The following is a 15,894-nucleotide window of genomic DNA, read 5'->3' as shown; positions in this document are numbered from 1 at the left end:
AAAATATTAAGGGTGAAAAAAATTGAATAGTATGGAAATTAACAATTTAGAAAATATAAAAGTTTACATTACAATTGGTACTGCCATTATTTCATTTGCAACATTGCTAGTAAGTTTAAAAATTAATAAAAGATCGATATTAAATAATTCAGTTACTAAAGAACGAATTGAATCGCTCACTTCTTTAAAGAATAATTTGGCAGAGTTTAATTCTCTAATCTATACGTATATTGTTTCAGAAAAAACAATTGATATTAATAGAGTCTATTTTTATAAAAATTTAATAGAATATCAATTTAATAATACTAAAGATATAGAGAAAGATATAGTGATTAAACTTGAAAAAATTGTATTTTTAACGTGCGAATTAGTGTATACCCAGAATGAATCTAAAGAAGAGTTTTTAAAAAAATTTGAAGCTATAGATTTTAAAAACGGAGATAGTTTAATATATATAAATAATAAACAATTTGTAAAATCTATATTAAAAATAGAATTTGATTTATTTGAATATTTAACAAAAAATCATTTGAAAAGTGAATGGGAAAAAGTCAAAGACGAAAGTAATTTAAAATTATTTTATTAAGTACAGAACTTTTAACATACATAATTATAACTGTCACCGTAAAATCTGTGGTTAGTCTTTAAACAAGTGGCCTATCTCCCTAAGAAATATTTTAAAAAATAGCCGTCTATCTGAAAAAATCATCAGATAGACGGCTATTTGCTATGCGTTCCATAAAGTTGCGCCTATTTTTGTTTTTCCGTACTTTAGACAACACTTGGTTAGCTACCTTAATTTATTGGACTATTTAAGCACAAATGCTTGTTCAGCCTTTTTAATGATATCTTGAGTAATTCCTTTGTTAGAGTATAATCGAGCAACTACATCGCCTTGTTTAATCTGCATGCCTTTCTTCCCCACTAAAGCTACTCCTGCATCATAATCTAAGGCAGACTCTTTAGTTAGACGTCCAGCACCTAAAGCTAAAGATACTTCACCAATAGATAATGCATTAACTTTTTCAACGGTACCGCTACCAATAGCCTTAACTTCTACAATATATTGTGTTTCATTTAGATGAAGGTCTGTAACATCTCCACCTTGAATAGTAATTAACTCTTTAAATTTCTCAAGGGCTTTACCATTTTCAATCACTTCTTTAACAGCAGTTACTGATTCTTCATTAGATTTGCCTGTTGCAATCTCATACATTAAAGAAGCAATAATTACACATTCTTCATAAAGATCTTCATGAGTATTATTCATATTACCTGAAAGCAACTCCATTGCCTCTACAACTTCCATCTTATTACCAACCATTAGTCCTAATGGGTTATCCATATCAGAGATATGAGCAATAACTTTTCTTCCTAACTTTTCGCCAATTGAAGACATTGTATCAGCTAAAACCTTCGCTTCTTCATAAGTCTTCATAAATGCTCCGGAACCACATTTAACGTCTAATACGATACCATCCGAACCACTTGCTATCTTCTTACTCATGATTGAAGCTGCAATTAGAGGAATAGAATCCACAGTTCCAGTTACATCACGTAATGCATATAACTTTTTATCTGCAGGAACAAGGTTTGCTGTTTGACCAGCAACAGCAATTTTATGTTTGTTTACATTATTAATAAATAACTCAGAACTTAATTCTGTTTTTAAACCTTTTACAGATTCTAATTTATCGATTGTTCCCCCAGTAATACCTAACCCTTTACCACTAAATTTAGCAACTGGAATTCCTAATGATGCAATAATTGGAGTTACAATTAAAGTAACCTTATCACCAACACCACCTGTTGAATGCTTATCTACTTTAAAGCCTTCAATTGAAGATAAATCAATAACATCACCTGATTCAATCATTGATTTTGTTAAATAGAATGTTTCATTATCAGTCATACCATTTAAACGAATCGCCATTAGCAAAGCAGAAATTTGATAATCTGGAATTTCATCAGTAGTGTAATTTTTAATAAAGTATTCAATTTCTTCTGCTGACAATTCAAGCATGTTTTTCTTTTTTTCAATAATCTCTATAATATTCATTTAAAATAACTCCTTATATTAAGCATTTTAATTACATTTCGTTGAATTACTTAATCTAAAATTTCACCTACAAGTTCTCTGTAGAATATGGAATATTTAGGATTTATATATTCTAAATATTCTTCAAATCGTGATTCGAATACATTTAATATTTTCACTAATGTACTCTTACTTGGAGTTGTTTTATTATTTTTATAACTATAATAACTTCCTTCACTAACTATTCCAGAAGCAACTAACCTTTGGTAAAGCGATTTGTCTGAATCTTTATTCAGGCGTTCTAAATAAGGGAAGAGATTGGTAGATATTTTTGATTGTATTTCCATTAACGTTTTAAAGACATCATAGTTCTTAATCTTATGTGAGCCAAGAAAGTCCCAAAATTCTTTTATGCCTTTTGGTTTTGTTGTATCGCCAACTCCGCCTGTTGAATGCTTGTCTACTTTTACACCAGCAATTGAAGAAAGGTCTATTTGATCACCAGACTCAACCATTGCCATTGTTAAATCCGCGCGTTCGCGATCTGTCATATCCTGAAAGTAAATAGCCATACATAACGCACTTGCCTGATAATCAGGAATCGTGCCATCAGTATATCCTTCTACAAAGAAGCGAATCTCAGCGGTTGTCAACTCTTCGCCGTTACGTTTTTTTTCAATAATATCTACCATTCTCATGTGGAAAATCCTCCTTATTTCAGCTCTGCTAAAAAGCTTTTTCCGAATTGCGGTGCCGCAATATTAAAATTATCTGCAATTGTTGCTGCAATATCCGCAAATGTTTCACGTAACTCTAATTCTGACCCAGCTGTAAAGCGCGGTGAGTAAACAATTAATGGTACGTATTCACGTGTATGGTCTGTACCAGGGAATGTCGGGTCGTTCCCGTGATCTGCCGTAATAATCAGCAAATCATCTGCTGACAAAGCATCCAGAACTTCCGGTAAACGACGGTCAAATTCTTCCAATGCTTGACCATAGCCAATTGGATCACGTCGGTGTCCAAAATTCGCATCGAAGTCCACTAGGTTCAAGAAGCTAATGCCATGGAAATCACGACGAACAACTTCCGCCATCTTATCCATACCGTCCGTGTTGTCTTTCGTACGGATCGCTTCTGTTACCCCGTCACCATTAAAGATGTCCGAGATTTTACCGATTGCAATGACATCAAGATTCGAGTCCTTCATTTCAGCCATTGTCGTGCGTCCAAATGGCGTTAATGCATAGTCATGACGGTTTGATGTACGCGTAAAATTACCTGGTTGGCCAACGAACGGACGGGCAATGACACGACCTACTAAAAATTCAGCGTCCAACGTTAGTTCACGTGCAATTTCACAAATTTTATAAAGTTCTTCTACTGGAATAATTTCTTCATGTGCTGCAATTTGCATAACCGGGTCTGCCGATGTATACACAATGATTGCACCTGTTTCCATATGTTCCGGACCGTAATCGTCAATGACAGCGGTTCCACTGTACGGTAAATTACAAAGCACTTTGCGGCCAGTTGCAGCTTCCAACTTAGAAATCAGTTCTTCAGGAAAGCCTTCAGGATATACTTTAAACGGCGTATCGATGTTAAGACCCATAATCTCCCAGTGACCCGTCATTGTATCTTTACCAACAGATGCTTCTTGCATCATGCCGTAAAATGCATCCGGTTCTTCAGTTTTATTAATCCCTTTAAGTTCACGAATATTCGATAAACCCAATTTCTCCATATTCGGCATATTTAAGCCATTCATTTTTTCCGCGATATGTCCTAATGTATTTGAGCCAGCATCGCCAAATTTATCGGCATCCGGTGCTTCACCGATACCAACAGAGTCCATTACAATTACATGTATTTTTTTAAAAGGTTGCATAATGCTTTCAACTCCTCTTCTTTCATTCTATTTTACATAAAACGTCTAAATAAAGTAAAGGTCAGACATCCGATTTCAGAAAGAATTATTTTTAATAGAAAAAAGTAAGCTTCCCATTAGTCTTACGCGTTTATGCCGTTTTTAAGCACGCGGATGGAATTGTTTATATACTTCCGATAAACGAGTTTTGCTTACATGTGTATAAATCTGGGTCGTCGATATATCTGCGTGTCCTAAAAGCTCCTGTACTGCACGTAGATCTGCCCCGTTTTCTATCAGATGTGTCGCAAAGGAATGACGCAGAACATGCGGTGTAATCTCTTTGGAAATACCTGCTGTTGCTGCATGCTCTTTAATGATCTTCCAGCAGCCTTGTCTTGTGAATCTTTTCCCTCTCTGTGTAATGAAAAACGCATCATTTTTTAATGCATCACCTAAAAGCTGAGGCCGCGCCTGTTCCAAATAATTGATACATGCCTGAATCGCACTTCGACCCAGTGGAATAATCCGCTCTTTACCGCCTTTACCAAACACACGGACAAAGCCCATCGTCAAATGAACATCCTCCAAGTTCAGGTCAATCAGTTCGCTTATACGCATACCTGAACCATACATCATTTCCAAAATCGCTATATCCCGCGTGCCCTGTGGTTTTTCAACGGACGGTGCTGTCAAAAGTGCATCAATTTCTTCTATTGATAATACTTTTGGTAAGGATAGTTCTTTTTTAGGCATTTCCAAATGAACGGTAGGATCTTGATTTGTCACCTTTTCCCTCAATAAAAACTGATGAAAGGAACGAATCGATGAAATTTGTCTTGAAATGGTCTTCGATGACTTCCCTACAGAACGTAAGCTGTCCAAATAAAGCAAAATATGTTCGCGCATAACGTTATCAAATTCCATAATCTGCTGTTCATAATGGATGTGACGGGCATATGCGACTAAATCACGCTTATAGGATTGTAGTGTATTATCAGAAAGCTGCCGTTCCACTTTAATAAAATGTAGATAATCTTCTATTGAATCTTTTAAAGCTTGCATAAAAATCGCCCCTCTTGCATTCTATACATCTATATTACCATTTTCGTACAATTGAAGTGACGTTTTATCCTTCGATGATCCATTTTTTCAACAAAACACACTGTTCATATGTAATAGCTTCCATTTACAAAATGTACTATTTGCGGTATTCTTGAAAGTAAAACGTGACAGATAGAGGTGATAATTTGGGATCGACAAACTAAAAATCGGAGAGCTTGCTGCAGCAACAGGTGTAACAAAACGAACTATTGATTATTATACGAATTTGGGCCTTCTAAAAGTTGAGCGTTCGGCATCCAATTATCGCTATTATGATAAAGAGATGATTGAGCGTATACACTGGATTGAAGAGCAGAAGAAGCTTGGCAAGTGCCTTGAAGAGATTCACAGCTTACTTGGCCCTTCTAAAGAAGAACCCGAAGAAATTGATATTCAGGATATTCGATTGCAAATGCGTAAGCTTGAACATGATGTAACGGTATTAATGGAGCATTTAGATGACAAAGAGCGGCAGAAGCTTCGAAAAAAAGTGTCGCCTGAAAGTGTTGCACTCATGCAATCACTATTATTAATTTTAAATAACTAGGAGGTGAACGTTCTACTTCGTGAGTAGGACGCTCGTTTGACCACAATCATTAACTTAATTATTTTCTCGGTTTTAATCGCTTTTACTGCCTTTTTCGTTGCAACGGAATTTGCGATCGTAAAAGTACGTCAATCCCGTATTGACCAACTTGTAGCTGAAGGTAAAGCCGGTTCCATTTCAGCTAAAAATGTAACAACCCACCTTGATGAATATTTATCGGCCTGTCAATTAGGTATTACGGTAACAGCACTAGGAATCGGTATGGTCGGTGAATCCACATTTGAGTTTATACTTCACCCACTGTTCGAATCGATCGGAATTGGCACAGAATATATTCATTGGTTTACATTAGGTGGCGCATTCTTTTTAGCGACATTCTTCCACGTAGTAGTAGGTGAACTTGCACCTAAAACGATTGCTATTCAAAGAGCAGAAGCTATTACACTGGCATTCGCAAAGCCTATTCAATTATTCTATAAGCTTATGTTCCCTTTAATCTGGCTATTAAATGGTTCTGCACGTTTATTATTAAAATTGTTCGGTATGCGACCAGCGAGCGAACATGAACTCTCACATACTGAAGAGGAATTGCGCCTGCTTCTATCGGAGAGCTACAAATCCGGCGAAATTAATGTCAATGAATTAAAATATGTAAACAATGTGTTTGAATTCGACGATAAAATCGCTCGTGAAATTATGGTTCCCCGAACAGATATTATCGGTTTCGATGTAACTGCAACGTTCGAGGAAGTGTTAACACAAGTTTCAGAGGAACGCTATACCCGCTACCCGGTTTACAATGGGGACCGCGATAATATATTAGGTTTTTTAAATATTAAAGATTTTTTAACACTTGGTATGAATAACAGGATTGACCCGGTAACGTTTAAGCTTGAAGACTTCATCAATCCAGTTATCCATACAATTGAAACAACACCTATTCAAAGTTTACTTCAGATTATGCAGAAAAAACGTATTCATATTGCCATTTTGCTCGATGAATACGGTGGTACGAGCGGCATGATTACTGTTGAAGATATATTGGAAGAACTTGTTGGTGAAATCCGTGATGAGTTTGACGATGATGAAGTTTCAGATATTCGGAAAATCGGTGAAGACCATTATTTAGTCTACTCGAAAGTATTGCTTGAAGATATTTCTAAATTGCTCTTTCTGGACATCGAAGACGCGAATGTGGATACAATCGGCGGCTGGTACTTCACAAACATGCCTGACCTGAATATTGAAGATACATTTATATTTGAAAACTATGCATTTAAGATCCATGAAATTGATGGTCATCAGCTACAATTTTTAGAGATCAAAAAAGTGCATGATCTTATTGAACAGTAACCTGTATACAAGATAATTTTCATCTGTATGCACATTCTCCTGAAAGTTAAATACGACAGTATGAATCTCGTAACGTTTTAATTGTAAGAGCTTCGGGAATACAATAAGTATTCATACAAAAGGAGAGTGTATATATATGGCAATTATCAAATCAGTAGAAAACGGTGTGCAAGCAAAATCAGTAATCGAATCATTTATTACCGAGGGCTATGATCGCGATCATATTCATGTTTTCGCAAACAGCAACAAGCGTGCAGAAGACATTGCAGACTTTTTCAATGTGGATGCAAGCAAAACGCCTGAAACAACGGAAGATGACAAAGGATTCCTGGCATCGATCAAAAACTTCTTCCAAAGTACTCCTGAAGATCTGCACCACCAGCTTGCTGATATTGGTGTAGGCGAAAGTGAACATGCATCAGCAAAGAATGATCTGGATGCCGGTAAGGTCCTGATTGTCGCCCATCATCCTGGGAAATAAATAAAAATATTAAAAACTCCATTTTCCTCAAATGAGGGAAATGGAGTTTTTTTACTGTCTTGGATTTCTCCATCTATTCCACGAACGAGCCAGTGAACTAGAATTCTTCAATTCTATTTTTACACACAAAAAAGAACAGCTGGATACGCTGCCCTTTTTTTGATTATAGATTATGCATCGCTGTCTCCAGAGTTGTCATTATTGTCATGACAACGCCAGCAGATGCCATGGAATGTCAGACGGTGATCTTTAATAATAAAGTTCCAACGTTTCTCCACAATTTCTTCTACATCTTCTAGTAAATCTTCTTGAATTTCATCTACTGCGCCACATTCGATACAAACTAAATGATGATGGAAATGCTTCGCGCCCTCTTGACGTAAATCATAACGGGATACGCCATCACCAAAATTAATTTTATCGACAATTTTCAGCTCTGTTAAAAGCTCCAGTGTACGGTATACAGTAGCTAGTCCAATCTCTGGTGCCTTTTCTTTTACTAATAAGTAAACATCCTCAGCACTTAAATGATCTTCCTCATGCTCCAATAAAACCGCTACTGTTGCTTCTCGCTGTGGCGTCAGCTTATAGCTCGCACTATGCAGTTGCTTTTTAATTCGATCAATACGGCTCTCCATATGTGACGCCCTCCTAAACTCTTTTCATTATACCAAATGAGTAAATCTCATTACAAGATAATGATTATTTAAATAAATAAGTAATTGCTAAATATTCGACTGCAAAAACAATTATCATCACCACTATAAGGAAAATCACCTTTTTCCATGGCATCACCGTTTTCAATGCTCGTCTATTCGTAGTTTTAGTTGTTATTTGGTAAAGCATAATTAACAATACACAATATATTAACTGAAACGGAAACCACCAAAATGCATAGAGTTTAATAGATTCATGCTGTACGAGTAAATAGACCGAGCTAAAGCCTAAAAATGTTACTTTAATCGCAATAAAAATAAGGCCGATACGCGGCAAATATTTATGTGTCGAAAAGAATAATACAATACTTAAGGCAACTATGAAAGGAACTACACTCCAAAGCAATTCAGGTTTTTCCATTTGGAGCAGTCTACGATCACTATATTTAATAATTTGCTGCACTTGTCCAATATCGAATAACTGATAACATACCACACCACAAATGAAACATACGACAATCATCGAAGTATATTGAATATATAGATATTTACGCATTTGGACGCCTCCTTGTCCATACAACTTATGCACATAAATTGTCCTTATGCGTAAACAATTATTGATTTAAATATTCATTTTTAACTTCAACCATAAAATCGCAAAAGCCGTTTTGGCATCGTAAATACGGCCGTCCGCAACCATCGCTTCAGCTTCTTCCAGCGATACTTCCATTAACTCTACAAATTCATCTTCATCCAAATCAACCGGAATTTCTAATTTTTTTAACTTTTCGGCTACGTAAATATGAATAATTTCATCCGCAAATCCCGGTGAAGTTGCGAAAGCCTGAACAAATTCGAAATGATCAGACGTATACCCCGTTTCTTCCTCCAGCTCACGGCGAGCCGTTACAATAGGCTCCTCCCCTTTTTCCAGCTTACCGGCAGGAATCTCTACAATCGAACGTTCAAGAGCTTTACGGTATTGTTCCACAAGTAAAATTTTATTGTCTGTGATGGCAATTACTGCAACTGCACCTGGATGATTAATAATTTCACGCTTCCCTGTTTCACCATTCGGAAGCGATACATCGTCTACTTTTAATGAAATAACCTTCCCGGAATAAATAGGTTGGGATTGAATTGTTTTTTCTTCAAATTTTTTCATGACCATGCCTCCACTTGTTCTCTTGCTTCTATTCATTGTACCATTAGTAAGAGCTTTTCTAAAATATTGAACCAGGGAGGAAATTAAGATGAAAAAACGACAATTAGGTACAAGCAATCTTCATATTTCTGAAATTAGTCTAGGCTGTATGTCATTACCTCCAAATCCAGCAGAAGCAGAAGAGGTCATTCATGCTGCAATTGATGCAGGCATTAATTATTTTGATACCGCAGACCTGTATAATAAGGGAGAAAATGAAAAAGTTGTTGGCACTGCACTGAAACAACACCGCCACAATATTTACCTGGCATCAAAAGTCGGAAATCGTTGGGAAGAAGGAAAGGAAGGATGGGGCTGGGATACGTCCGCAAATTATATTAATAAAGCTGTACGTGACAGTCTGCAGCGTCTACAGACAGATTACCTGGATCTATATCAGCTACATGGCGGAACGACTGAAGATAACTGGGAAGAAATTACCGACACATTTGAAAGCCTGAAAAAAGAAGGACTTATTCGCGAATATGGCATTTCCTCCATCCGTCCGAATGTGTTCATGCCATTTCTGCAAAACAGTGATGCAATCAGCAATATGATGCAGTTTAATATTTTTGATGAACGTGCAAGTGAATTTTTCGATTCGATTCAACAGACTGGCGCTTCTGTCGTAACACGTGGATCAATTGCAAAAGGCTTGCTGACAAATGAATGGCGCACACGCTTAAAGCCCTTTATGAGTTACGATGAAGCGGCTGCAAACGATGTATTGCAGAAAATCGAACAGCAATTCGGCGATGTTCATGCAGCAGCCCTCGCTTTCAATTTACAGTATTCAACGGTTGCTTCAACAGTCATTGGTGCGCGTACACTTACACAACTGAAACAAAATCTGGATGCCTATGAAAAAGCGCAATCGCTGCAAAATATTTCGAAGATCGAAAAATGGACGAAAACCGACCGTTACACTGAGCATAGATGAAAAAATGGATTGCTCTCGTCATTGTCGGGGTAATGGTAGTCATCGTCATGTCCAATATGAGCTATGAACAGCAAACGATTATTCCGGCGTTAAAAGACCTTTTAAAAGACAAGCCATTTGAAGCATGGTTAAGTCAATTTGAAATTCCTTATTGGGGAAAAATTATATCAGTCGAAACTCGCGGCTACTTTCAATTCCTTGAATTTCTTATTCGGAAAGCAACGCATTTTTTCGGCTACGGTTTATTAGCGGTTATAGTCTATATTTTGTATCGAAAACTGAAATGGCGCTTTGCAGCATTGCTTGCCTTTATTACTACCGTACTGATCGCAAGTCTCGATGAATACCGCCAAAGTACGATTCCGGGTCGCAGCGGCCTCGTTGAAGATGTCGTACTTGATGCATGTGGCGCACTGACATTGTTAGTGTTGGCAAAACTTATTCTTGTTGTATTTAAAAAAGTAGGTAGGACATAAACAAAAGCCATTTTTCTCCGGGAGAAAAATGGCTTTTTGCTGTGCTTAAAAATTGATTTCCATTCCGGGACGCTTTCCGCGGGCGTGACCTGAGCCTGTAGTCTCAGGCGTCACGCTATTCCCGCAGGAGTCGCCCTCCATTCCAATCAATTTTATAAAATATCCGTTTCTTAATAAGGATTTTCTGCTTATCCAATAAAATCTTTGTTCTTTCTCAACATCTTACAAATATATTAAGCTTCTAGCGGGCCGTTTCGGATACCCGCTAAAATTTTGAACCTTTGTCACCGTATTGATTTAACAGTTCTTCAAAGCTCATATTTTTTTCGCGTTGTTTTCGTTCAAATGCCGCTTTTGCCAGACGTTCTTCCTCTTTCGCCTTTTCGTCTGCCATCATTTCCTGCTTCGCTGCCTTTAGCTTGGCCAATACATCGCCGCCTAGCTGATCGGCCAATGTTGCCGCCTTATCCTTTGGAAGCTCGAATTCATTCGTCGTTCTTTGCTGTTTCTTTTTTGCCATTATTTTCACCTACAATTAATTTTAGCGTTGTACAATTGTTGCAACACCCTGTCCCCCACCAATACATAAAGTTGCAAGACCTAATTTTGCATCTTGTTTTTGCATTTCATGTAACAAAGTAACTAAAATACGTGTTCCGCTTGCTCCAATTGGGTGACCAAGTGCAATTGCCCCGCCATTTACATTTAGTTTATCATGATTGAACGCCAATTCGCGATCAACTGCAATCGCCTGTGCTGCAAACGCTTCATTCGCTTCAATTAAATCCATTTCATCCAATGTTACATTCGCTTTCGCCAAGACTTTTTTGACCGCTGTTACCGGTCCGATTCCCATCACAGAAGGATCAACTCCAGCGCTCGCATTTGCGACGATTGTAGCCAGTGGTGTAAGGCCTAATTCAAAAGCCCGCTGCTTTGACATAACAACAACCGCTGCAGCTCCGTCGTTAATACCTGAAGCGTTCCCTGCAGTAACCGAACCTTCTTTCTTGAAAGCAGGTCGTAATCCGCTTAATTTTTCTGCTGTTGTTCCATGTTTCACATATTCATCTTGTGTAAATAGAATCGGATCCCCTTTACGTTGAGGAATTTCTACCGGAACAATTTCTTCAGCAAATTTATTTGCAGAAATCGCCTCAGATGCACGGGCCTGTGATCGTGCTGCAAATTCATCCTGTTCCTGACGCGAAATGTTATATTGATCACACAGGTTTTCAGCAGTGATCCCCATATGATAATCATTAAATGCACACCATAAGCCATCCTGAATTAATGTATCGACAATTTTTTGATCGCCCATGCGGAAACCTTCTCTTGCATTTCGCATAATATATGGTGCTTGACTCATATTTTCACAGCCTCCAGCGACAACAACATCTGCATCCCCGGCAATGATTGCTTGTGCTGCTAAATGAACGGCCTTTAAGCCTGAACCACATACTTTATTAATTGTCATCGCTGGAACGGTGTATGGAAGACCAGCCTGAATACTTGCCTGTCTTGCCGGGTTTTGACCTAAACCTGCTGCGAGAACATTCCCCATAATAACCTCATCAACTGTCGTCGGATCTAATTGAACCCGGTTTAACGCTTCTTTTATTACGATACTCCCTAAAGTCGGAGCTGAAATATCTTTTAATGCCCCCTGAAAAGCACCAATTGGCGTACGTACTGCACTTACTATTACAACTTCTGTCATGAATATATCCCCCTTTATTGTGAATGGTCCCTTTGTGAGCAAATATAATCAATTACGCCTTGGCGTAATTGCGTCAGGATTCGGCTTTGCGCTTGCGCAAAGAACTCATTGCCGAATCTTTGACATCCGCCTGGAGCCATAATTAATTTCAGCGGGTTTGCCATCTGCTGAAATTAATTACTTGCTTACAAAGATTTTATCAAATATTTCGTATTTTTCACACAAAAGATTCCAATAGTAAATAGATACATATTAGTTGATTTATCACAATAATTCATCGAATATTAAATTAATTAAGGAGTGATTTTCATGAAAAAACGTACACTGTTTTTATCTGGCAGTATTGTAACAACGCTGCTGGCAGCGGCTACAACGATCACTGGTGTCGTGATGACAAATCACATTATGTATATAAAGAAAAAGGACGATGCTTTCATCCGTGAACGTGAAATTGCGGCAAAACGCTTTGACGAAGCATGGTATGAAGGCTGTCCAAAAGAAATTTTAACGATCGATTCCCCAAATGGCTATACAATAAGCGGCATCTATTTAAAACCTCTGGAAACGAAAAATACAGTGATTATCTGTCATGGTGTCACAGAAAATAAAATCAACTCGATGCGCTATGCCCGTATGTTTGAACGTCTTGGTTTTAATGCATTTGTGTACGATCATCGCCGTCACGGAGAATCACAAGGGAAAACAACAAGTTACGGCCATTATGAAAAATACGATTTACAGGCAGCAGTTGAGACAATGCGAACTATTACCGGTGAAGACGCCCTGCTAGGTATTCACGGGGAATCAATGGGTGCGGCTACAACCCTGCTCTATGCAGGCACGCTGGCCGATAATGCAGATTTCTATGTTTCCGACTGTGCTTTTTCAAACTTCCCAGAACTATTAAAGCGGATTTTTGAAAGTGTTGTACCAATTGATTCGAAATATACACTCCCTTTTGCCGACTTTTTCATGCGGATTCGCGATGGCTATTCTGTTAAAGAAGTGATGCCGATTGATGCAGTGAAACACATTCAAAAACCTGTCCTCTTTATTCACAGTACACCGGATGATTTCATTCCTTCCTCTATGACCGAAGAACTGTACGAACAAAAACCTGAACCTAAAATGCTGAAACTGTTTGAAAAAGGAGAGCATGCGAAATCATTCAATGATAACCCGGGTGATTATGAGCAAACGGTTGCCAAGTTCTTGCACGACTGTGTACCGGCATACCGCAATATAACGGATTCTTTACTATAAAGGTAATAAGCACTTTCTGTTCATGCCATTGAACAGGAAGTGCTTTTTTAGTGGGACGGAAACTAATTCCCCTTATTCATCCCCCGCCCGAACAAAAAGCCCCCATTTATCTGAGGGCACTTCACATTACCTATTCATTATTAAAAACGATATGCCATTCATCGCGTTTTGCTAAAAATTCTTTGGCCAGCTGCTGTGCACCTTCTAAACTATGGCTTGCCGCCCAACCGCATTGGACTTCATTGCAGGCAGGTACAGCTGTCGCCGCCAACACATCCTGTACAGTCTTTTCCAAAATTGACAACACACCTTCGTAGTCATCATAGTTCATAAAGGAGACATAAAAGCCTGTTTGACAGCCCATTGGCGAGATATCAACAACTGCGTCACTATGATTGCGGATACGGTCTGCCATTAAATGCTCCAGTGAATGAAGTGCCGGCATTTCCATATGTTCTTTATTCGGCTGCTTGAAGCGGATATCATATTTTGTCACGACATCGCCCTTTGCCCCTTCTTTTGTGCCTGCTAACCGTACATACGGTGTAGCCACTATCGTATGGTCTAAATCAAAGCTCTCTACATTCGTTTTTTCTGTTGCCATTTATTTGTCCCTCCAATACTTACAATCTATATAAGGATAGACTAGATTATTTTTCTTTTCAACAAAATATTCTGAATTTTGTTTTAGAGGAAATAAAAACTACCTTCATCACTCAATAGAATGCGAAAGGTAGTCCAACTTTTTATTATTTATCTTGGAACTTGTTCATTTGTGCCATCATTTGACGCACTTGTTTTTCAGACGGTTTACGTCCCATTTGTGCCATCATCACGCGAATCATTTGTTCATTAATTGGCGGGTTTTCTTTTAAATACTTCATCATATATTGACGAGCCGCGTAGAACCCAATTGCCACGCCCCCGATTAAAGCTACGACGATAAGTGTAATACCTAACCATAAAGCCATTTTGTCCAACCTCCTCCACTACTTATGTACCGAGAAAAACTCTCCAACAAGCATTATACAATAAAAGTTATTACGTTTCTATATATTTTAACTTCTCCTGACAGAAGTTCAGTCATGCAAATAGCCGTCTGAGTCCATCTCAGCCTCGAGACCTAGATGAAAATACAGTAACAGGTCGTTATCGGATTTTTAAATCCACGGTAACATGAACATATCAACTACAAGGAGGAACACATAATGAAAAAGTTTTTCTTATATTCAGCGGCTTTTATCACAGCGATCATCGCACTTTGCCTGCTCGCACCGGTAGCCGGCTTATTAATCTCAGGAGCACTTTTAGCAGCGGGTCTGCACTATTACACAGAAAGTAAATCAACTTTCGGAAAAGTAATGAGCCTCGTTGTCGCTTTAGCCGGTTTAGTAAGTGCATTATCAAACATTCCAGGCTTTATCGGTTTAGCTGCGATCGGCGTATTGTTTTATCTTTATAAAGCACGTAAAAACGAAAAGATTGAATTTTTACCAGGCAAAAAAGAGGAAGAAGATCCATTTACAAACTTTGAACGTGAATGGGCAAATTTAAATAAATAGGAGCGATGGACAATGAAAAATTTATTTACAAAATTTAAGTATTCAATACAGGCAGATTTACATGATATGTTTGACAAAAAGGTGGACAAAAACCCGATTAAAATGCTTAACCACTATATTCGTGAAGCAGAAAAACAAACGGAAGAAACAGGTAAATTACTTGCACGTCAGGCACAGCTTAAAAAAGAACTGGAACTGCAGCTTTCCCAAACAATCGAAATGCTTGAGAAGCGTGAAAAACAGCTTCAATTGGCACTTTCGACAGAAGAGGCTGAACTGATTGCGTTTGCACAGGAAGAAGTCACAGCTTACACTGCCAGAAAGCATGCCCTTCTTGCAAGCATTGATGCGGCCAATACTGAATACTTTGCACTGGAACGCAAATTCGAAACGATGAAACATAAAATTAAAGACATGAAAGTGCGCCAACTTGAGCTGATGGGCAAGGAAAATGTTGTGCGTGCCAACCACCAGATGGATAAAGTTCTTACATCTGACAATGCCGGTAATTTCGATGAACTATCAACTTATATTGATGAATTATCACAAAATATTGAGCGTAAATATGAAATAACTACTTTTGAAGCTCGATTGGCACAGCTTGAAAAAGAACAAAAGCTCATAGAACAGCAAAAATAATGATATAATGCGTTAAAGGAGAAGGCATCGTGCTTTCTCCA

The 15,894-nt window shown here is 38.0% G+C and carries 19 protein-coding genes and 1 pseudogene; 9 read left to right on the top strand and 11 right to left on the bottom strand.

Annotated elements, in window-relative coordinates; translation table 11 throughout:
- Window positions 1–22 precede the first annotated feature (22 nt).
- Window positions 23–586: a hypothetical protein gene (locus tag MHH37_RS06140; RefSeq protein ID WP_342575424.1), complete on the top strand. Its 564-nt coding sequence runs from the start codon at window positions 23–25 to the stop codon at window positions 584–586.
- Window positions 587–808: 222 nt separating this feature from the next.
- On the opposite strand, the gene MHH37_RS06135 is transcribed toward MHH37_RS06140, so the two are convergent.
- The 4 genes and pseudogenes from MHH37_RS06135 to xerD all read right to left on the bottom strand — a co-directional run bounded on the left by MHH37_RS06135 (window position 809) and on the right by xerD (window position 4,973).
- Window positions 809–2,059, bottom strand: a complete 1,251-nt coding sequence (locus MHH37_RS06135; RefSeq protein WP_342575423.1) for a thymidine phosphorylase — start codon at window positions 2,057–2,059, stop codon at window positions 809–811.
- Window positions 2,060–2,463: 404 nt separating this feature from the next.
- Window positions 2,464–2,736, bottom strand: a pseudogene (gene deoA, locus MHH37_RS06130) (pyrimidine-nucleoside phosphorylase); the annotation flags it as partial.
- A 14-nt stretch (window positions 2,737–2,750) separates the two neighbouring features.
- On the bottom strand, window positions 2,751–3,929 hold the full coding sequence (gene deoB / locus MHH37_RS06125) for a phosphopentomutase (RefSeq protein ID WP_342575422.1): 1,179 nt from the start codon (window positions 3,927–3,929) through the stop codon (window positions 2,751–2,753).
- A 141-nt stretch (window positions 3,930–4,070) separates the two neighbouring features.
- A complete protein-coding gene (gene xerD, locus MHH37_RS06120) occupies window positions 4,071–4,973 on the bottom strand; it encodes a site-specific tyrosine recombinase XerD (RefSeq protein WP_014824352.1) in 903 nt (300 codons plus the stop codon).
- Between the two features lie 190 nt (window positions 4,974–5,163).
- Between xerD and MHH37_RS06115 the strand changes: the two genes are divergently transcribed.
- The 3 genes from MHH37_RS06115 (at window position 5,164) to MHH37_RS06105 (ending at window position 7,393) form a co-directional block, all read left to right on the top strand.
- Complete coding sequence (locus MHH37_RS06115) at window positions 5,164–5,559, top strand: MerR family transcriptional regulator (protein WP_306460343.1); 396 nt, start codon at window positions 5,164–5,166, stop codon at window positions 5,557–5,559.
- 36 nt (window positions 5,560–5,595) lie between these two features.
- Entirely contained in the window at window positions 5,596–6,912 is a 1,317-nt protein-coding gene (locus tag MHH37_RS06110) for a hemolysin family protein (RefSeq protein ID WP_339264075.1), read from the top strand.
- A gap of 136 nt (window positions 6,913–7,048) precedes the next feature.
- Window positions 7,049–7,393, top strand: a complete 345-nt coding sequence (locus MHH37_RS06105) for a general stress protein (RefSeq protein ID WP_008408074.1) — start codon at window positions 7,049–7,051, stop codon at window positions 7,391–7,393.
- 170 nt (window positions 7,394–7,563) lie between these two features.
- Here MHH37_RS06105 and MHH37_RS06100 read toward each other — a convergent pair whose 3' ends face one another.
- The 3 genes from MHH37_RS06100 to MHH37_RS06090 form a co-directional block, all read right to left on the bottom strand.
- Complete coding sequence (locus MHH37_RS06100) at window positions 7,564–8,031, bottom strand: Fur family transcriptional regulator (RefSeq protein ID WP_008408071.1); 468 nt, start codon at window positions 8,029–8,031, stop codon at window positions 7,564–7,566.
- Window positions 8,032–8,095: 64 nt separating this feature from the next.
- A complete protein-coding gene (locus tag MHH37_RS06095; protein WP_008408069.1) occupies window positions 8,096–8,605 on the bottom strand; it encodes a hypothetical protein in 510 nt (169 codons plus the stop codon).
- A gap of 66 nt (window positions 8,606–8,671) precedes the next feature.
- Window positions 8,672–9,214 carry an NUDIX hydrolase gene (locus tag MHH37_RS06090; protein ID WP_342575421.1) on the bottom strand — a complete coding sequence of 181 codons (543 nt, stop codon included), beginning with the start codon at window positions 9,212–9,214 and terminating at the stop codon, window positions 8,672–8,674.
- 88 nt (window positions 9,215–9,302) lie between these two features.
- On the opposite strand from MHH37_RS06090, the gene MHH37_RS06085 reads away from it, so the two are divergent.
- Both MHH37_RS06085 and MHH37_RS06080 read left to right on the top strand, forming a co-directional pair.
- Window positions 9,303–10,193, top strand: a complete 891-nt coding sequence (locus tag MHH37_RS06085) for an aldo/keto reductase (protein WP_342575420.1) — start codon at window positions 9,303–9,305, stop codon at window positions 10,191–10,193.
- Window positions 10,190–10,669, top strand: coding sequence for a VanZ family protein (locus MHH37_RS06080; protein WP_342575418.1), 480 nt, complete (start codon window positions 10,190–10,192; stop codon window positions 10,667–10,669). The genes MHH37_RS06085 and MHH37_RS06080 overlap by 4 nt, the downstream gene beginning before the upstream one ends.
- Window positions 10,670–10,934: 265 nt before the next feature.
- Here MHH37_RS06080 and MHH37_RS06075 read toward each other — a convergent pair whose 3' ends face one another.
- Both MHH37_RS06075 and MHH37_RS06070 read right to left on the bottom strand, forming a co-directional pair.
- Entirely contained in the window at window positions 10,935–11,189 is a 255-nt protein-coding gene (locus MHH37_RS06075) for a YqkE family protein (protein WP_342575417.1), read from the bottom strand.
- 21 nt (window positions 11,190–11,210) lie between these two features.
- A complete protein-coding gene (locus tag MHH37_RS06070; RefSeq protein WP_342575416.1) occupies window positions 11,211–12,389 on the bottom strand; it encodes an acetyl-CoA C-acetyltransferase in 1,179 nt (392 codons plus the stop codon).
- Window positions 12,390–12,698: 309 nt separating this feature from the next.
- Between MHH37_RS06070 and MHH37_RS06065 the strand changes: the two genes are divergently transcribed.
- The gene (locus MHH37_RS06065; protein WP_342575415.1) at window positions 12,699–13,652 is read left to right on the top strand and encodes an alpha/beta hydrolase; all 954 of its coding nucleotides are present in this window, start codon (window positions 12,699–12,701) and stop codon (window positions 13,650–13,652) included.
- 130 nt (window positions 13,653–13,782) lie between these two features.
- Here MHH37_RS06065 and MHH37_RS06060 read toward each other — a convergent pair whose 3' ends face one another.
- Window positions 13,783–14,256, bottom strand: a complete 474-nt coding sequence (locus tag MHH37_RS06060) for an S-ribosylhomocysteine lyase (protein WP_342575414.1) — start codon at window positions 14,254–14,256, stop codon at window positions 13,783–13,785.
- A gap of 145 nt (window positions 14,257–14,401) precedes the next feature.
- Entirely contained in the window at window positions 14,402–14,623 is a 222-nt protein-coding gene (locus MHH37_RS06055) for a YneF family protein (RefSeq protein WP_008408061.1), read from the bottom strand.
- A gap of 237 nt (window positions 14,624–14,860) precedes the next feature.
- Between MHH37_RS06055 and MHH37_RS06050 the strand changes: the two genes are divergently transcribed.
- Both MHH37_RS06050 and MHH37_RS06045 read left to right on the top strand, forming a co-directional pair.
- On the top strand, window positions 14,861–15,214 hold the full coding sequence (locus tag MHH37_RS06050; RefSeq protein ID WP_008408060.1) for a hypothetical protein: 354 nt from the start codon (window positions 14,861–14,863) through the stop codon (window positions 15,212–15,214).
- A gap of 12 nt (window positions 15,215–15,226) precedes the next feature.
- Complete coding sequence (locus tag MHH37_RS06045) at window positions 15,227–15,853, top strand: PspA/IM30 family protein (RefSeq protein WP_014824375.1); 627 nt, start codon at window positions 15,227–15,229, stop codon at window positions 15,851–15,853.
- Window positions 15,854–15,894 lie beyond the last annotated feature (41 nt).

It is taken from the genome of Solibacillus sp. FSL K6-1781 (genome assembly GCF_038630735.1).
Taxonomy (GTDB): Bacteria; Bacillota; Bacilli; order Bacillales_A; family Planococcaceae; genus Solibacillus; species Solibacillus silvestris.
The sequence above is the reverse complement of the archived record's forward strand: the minus strand, read 5'-3'. Positions and strand labels throughout refer to the sequence as shown.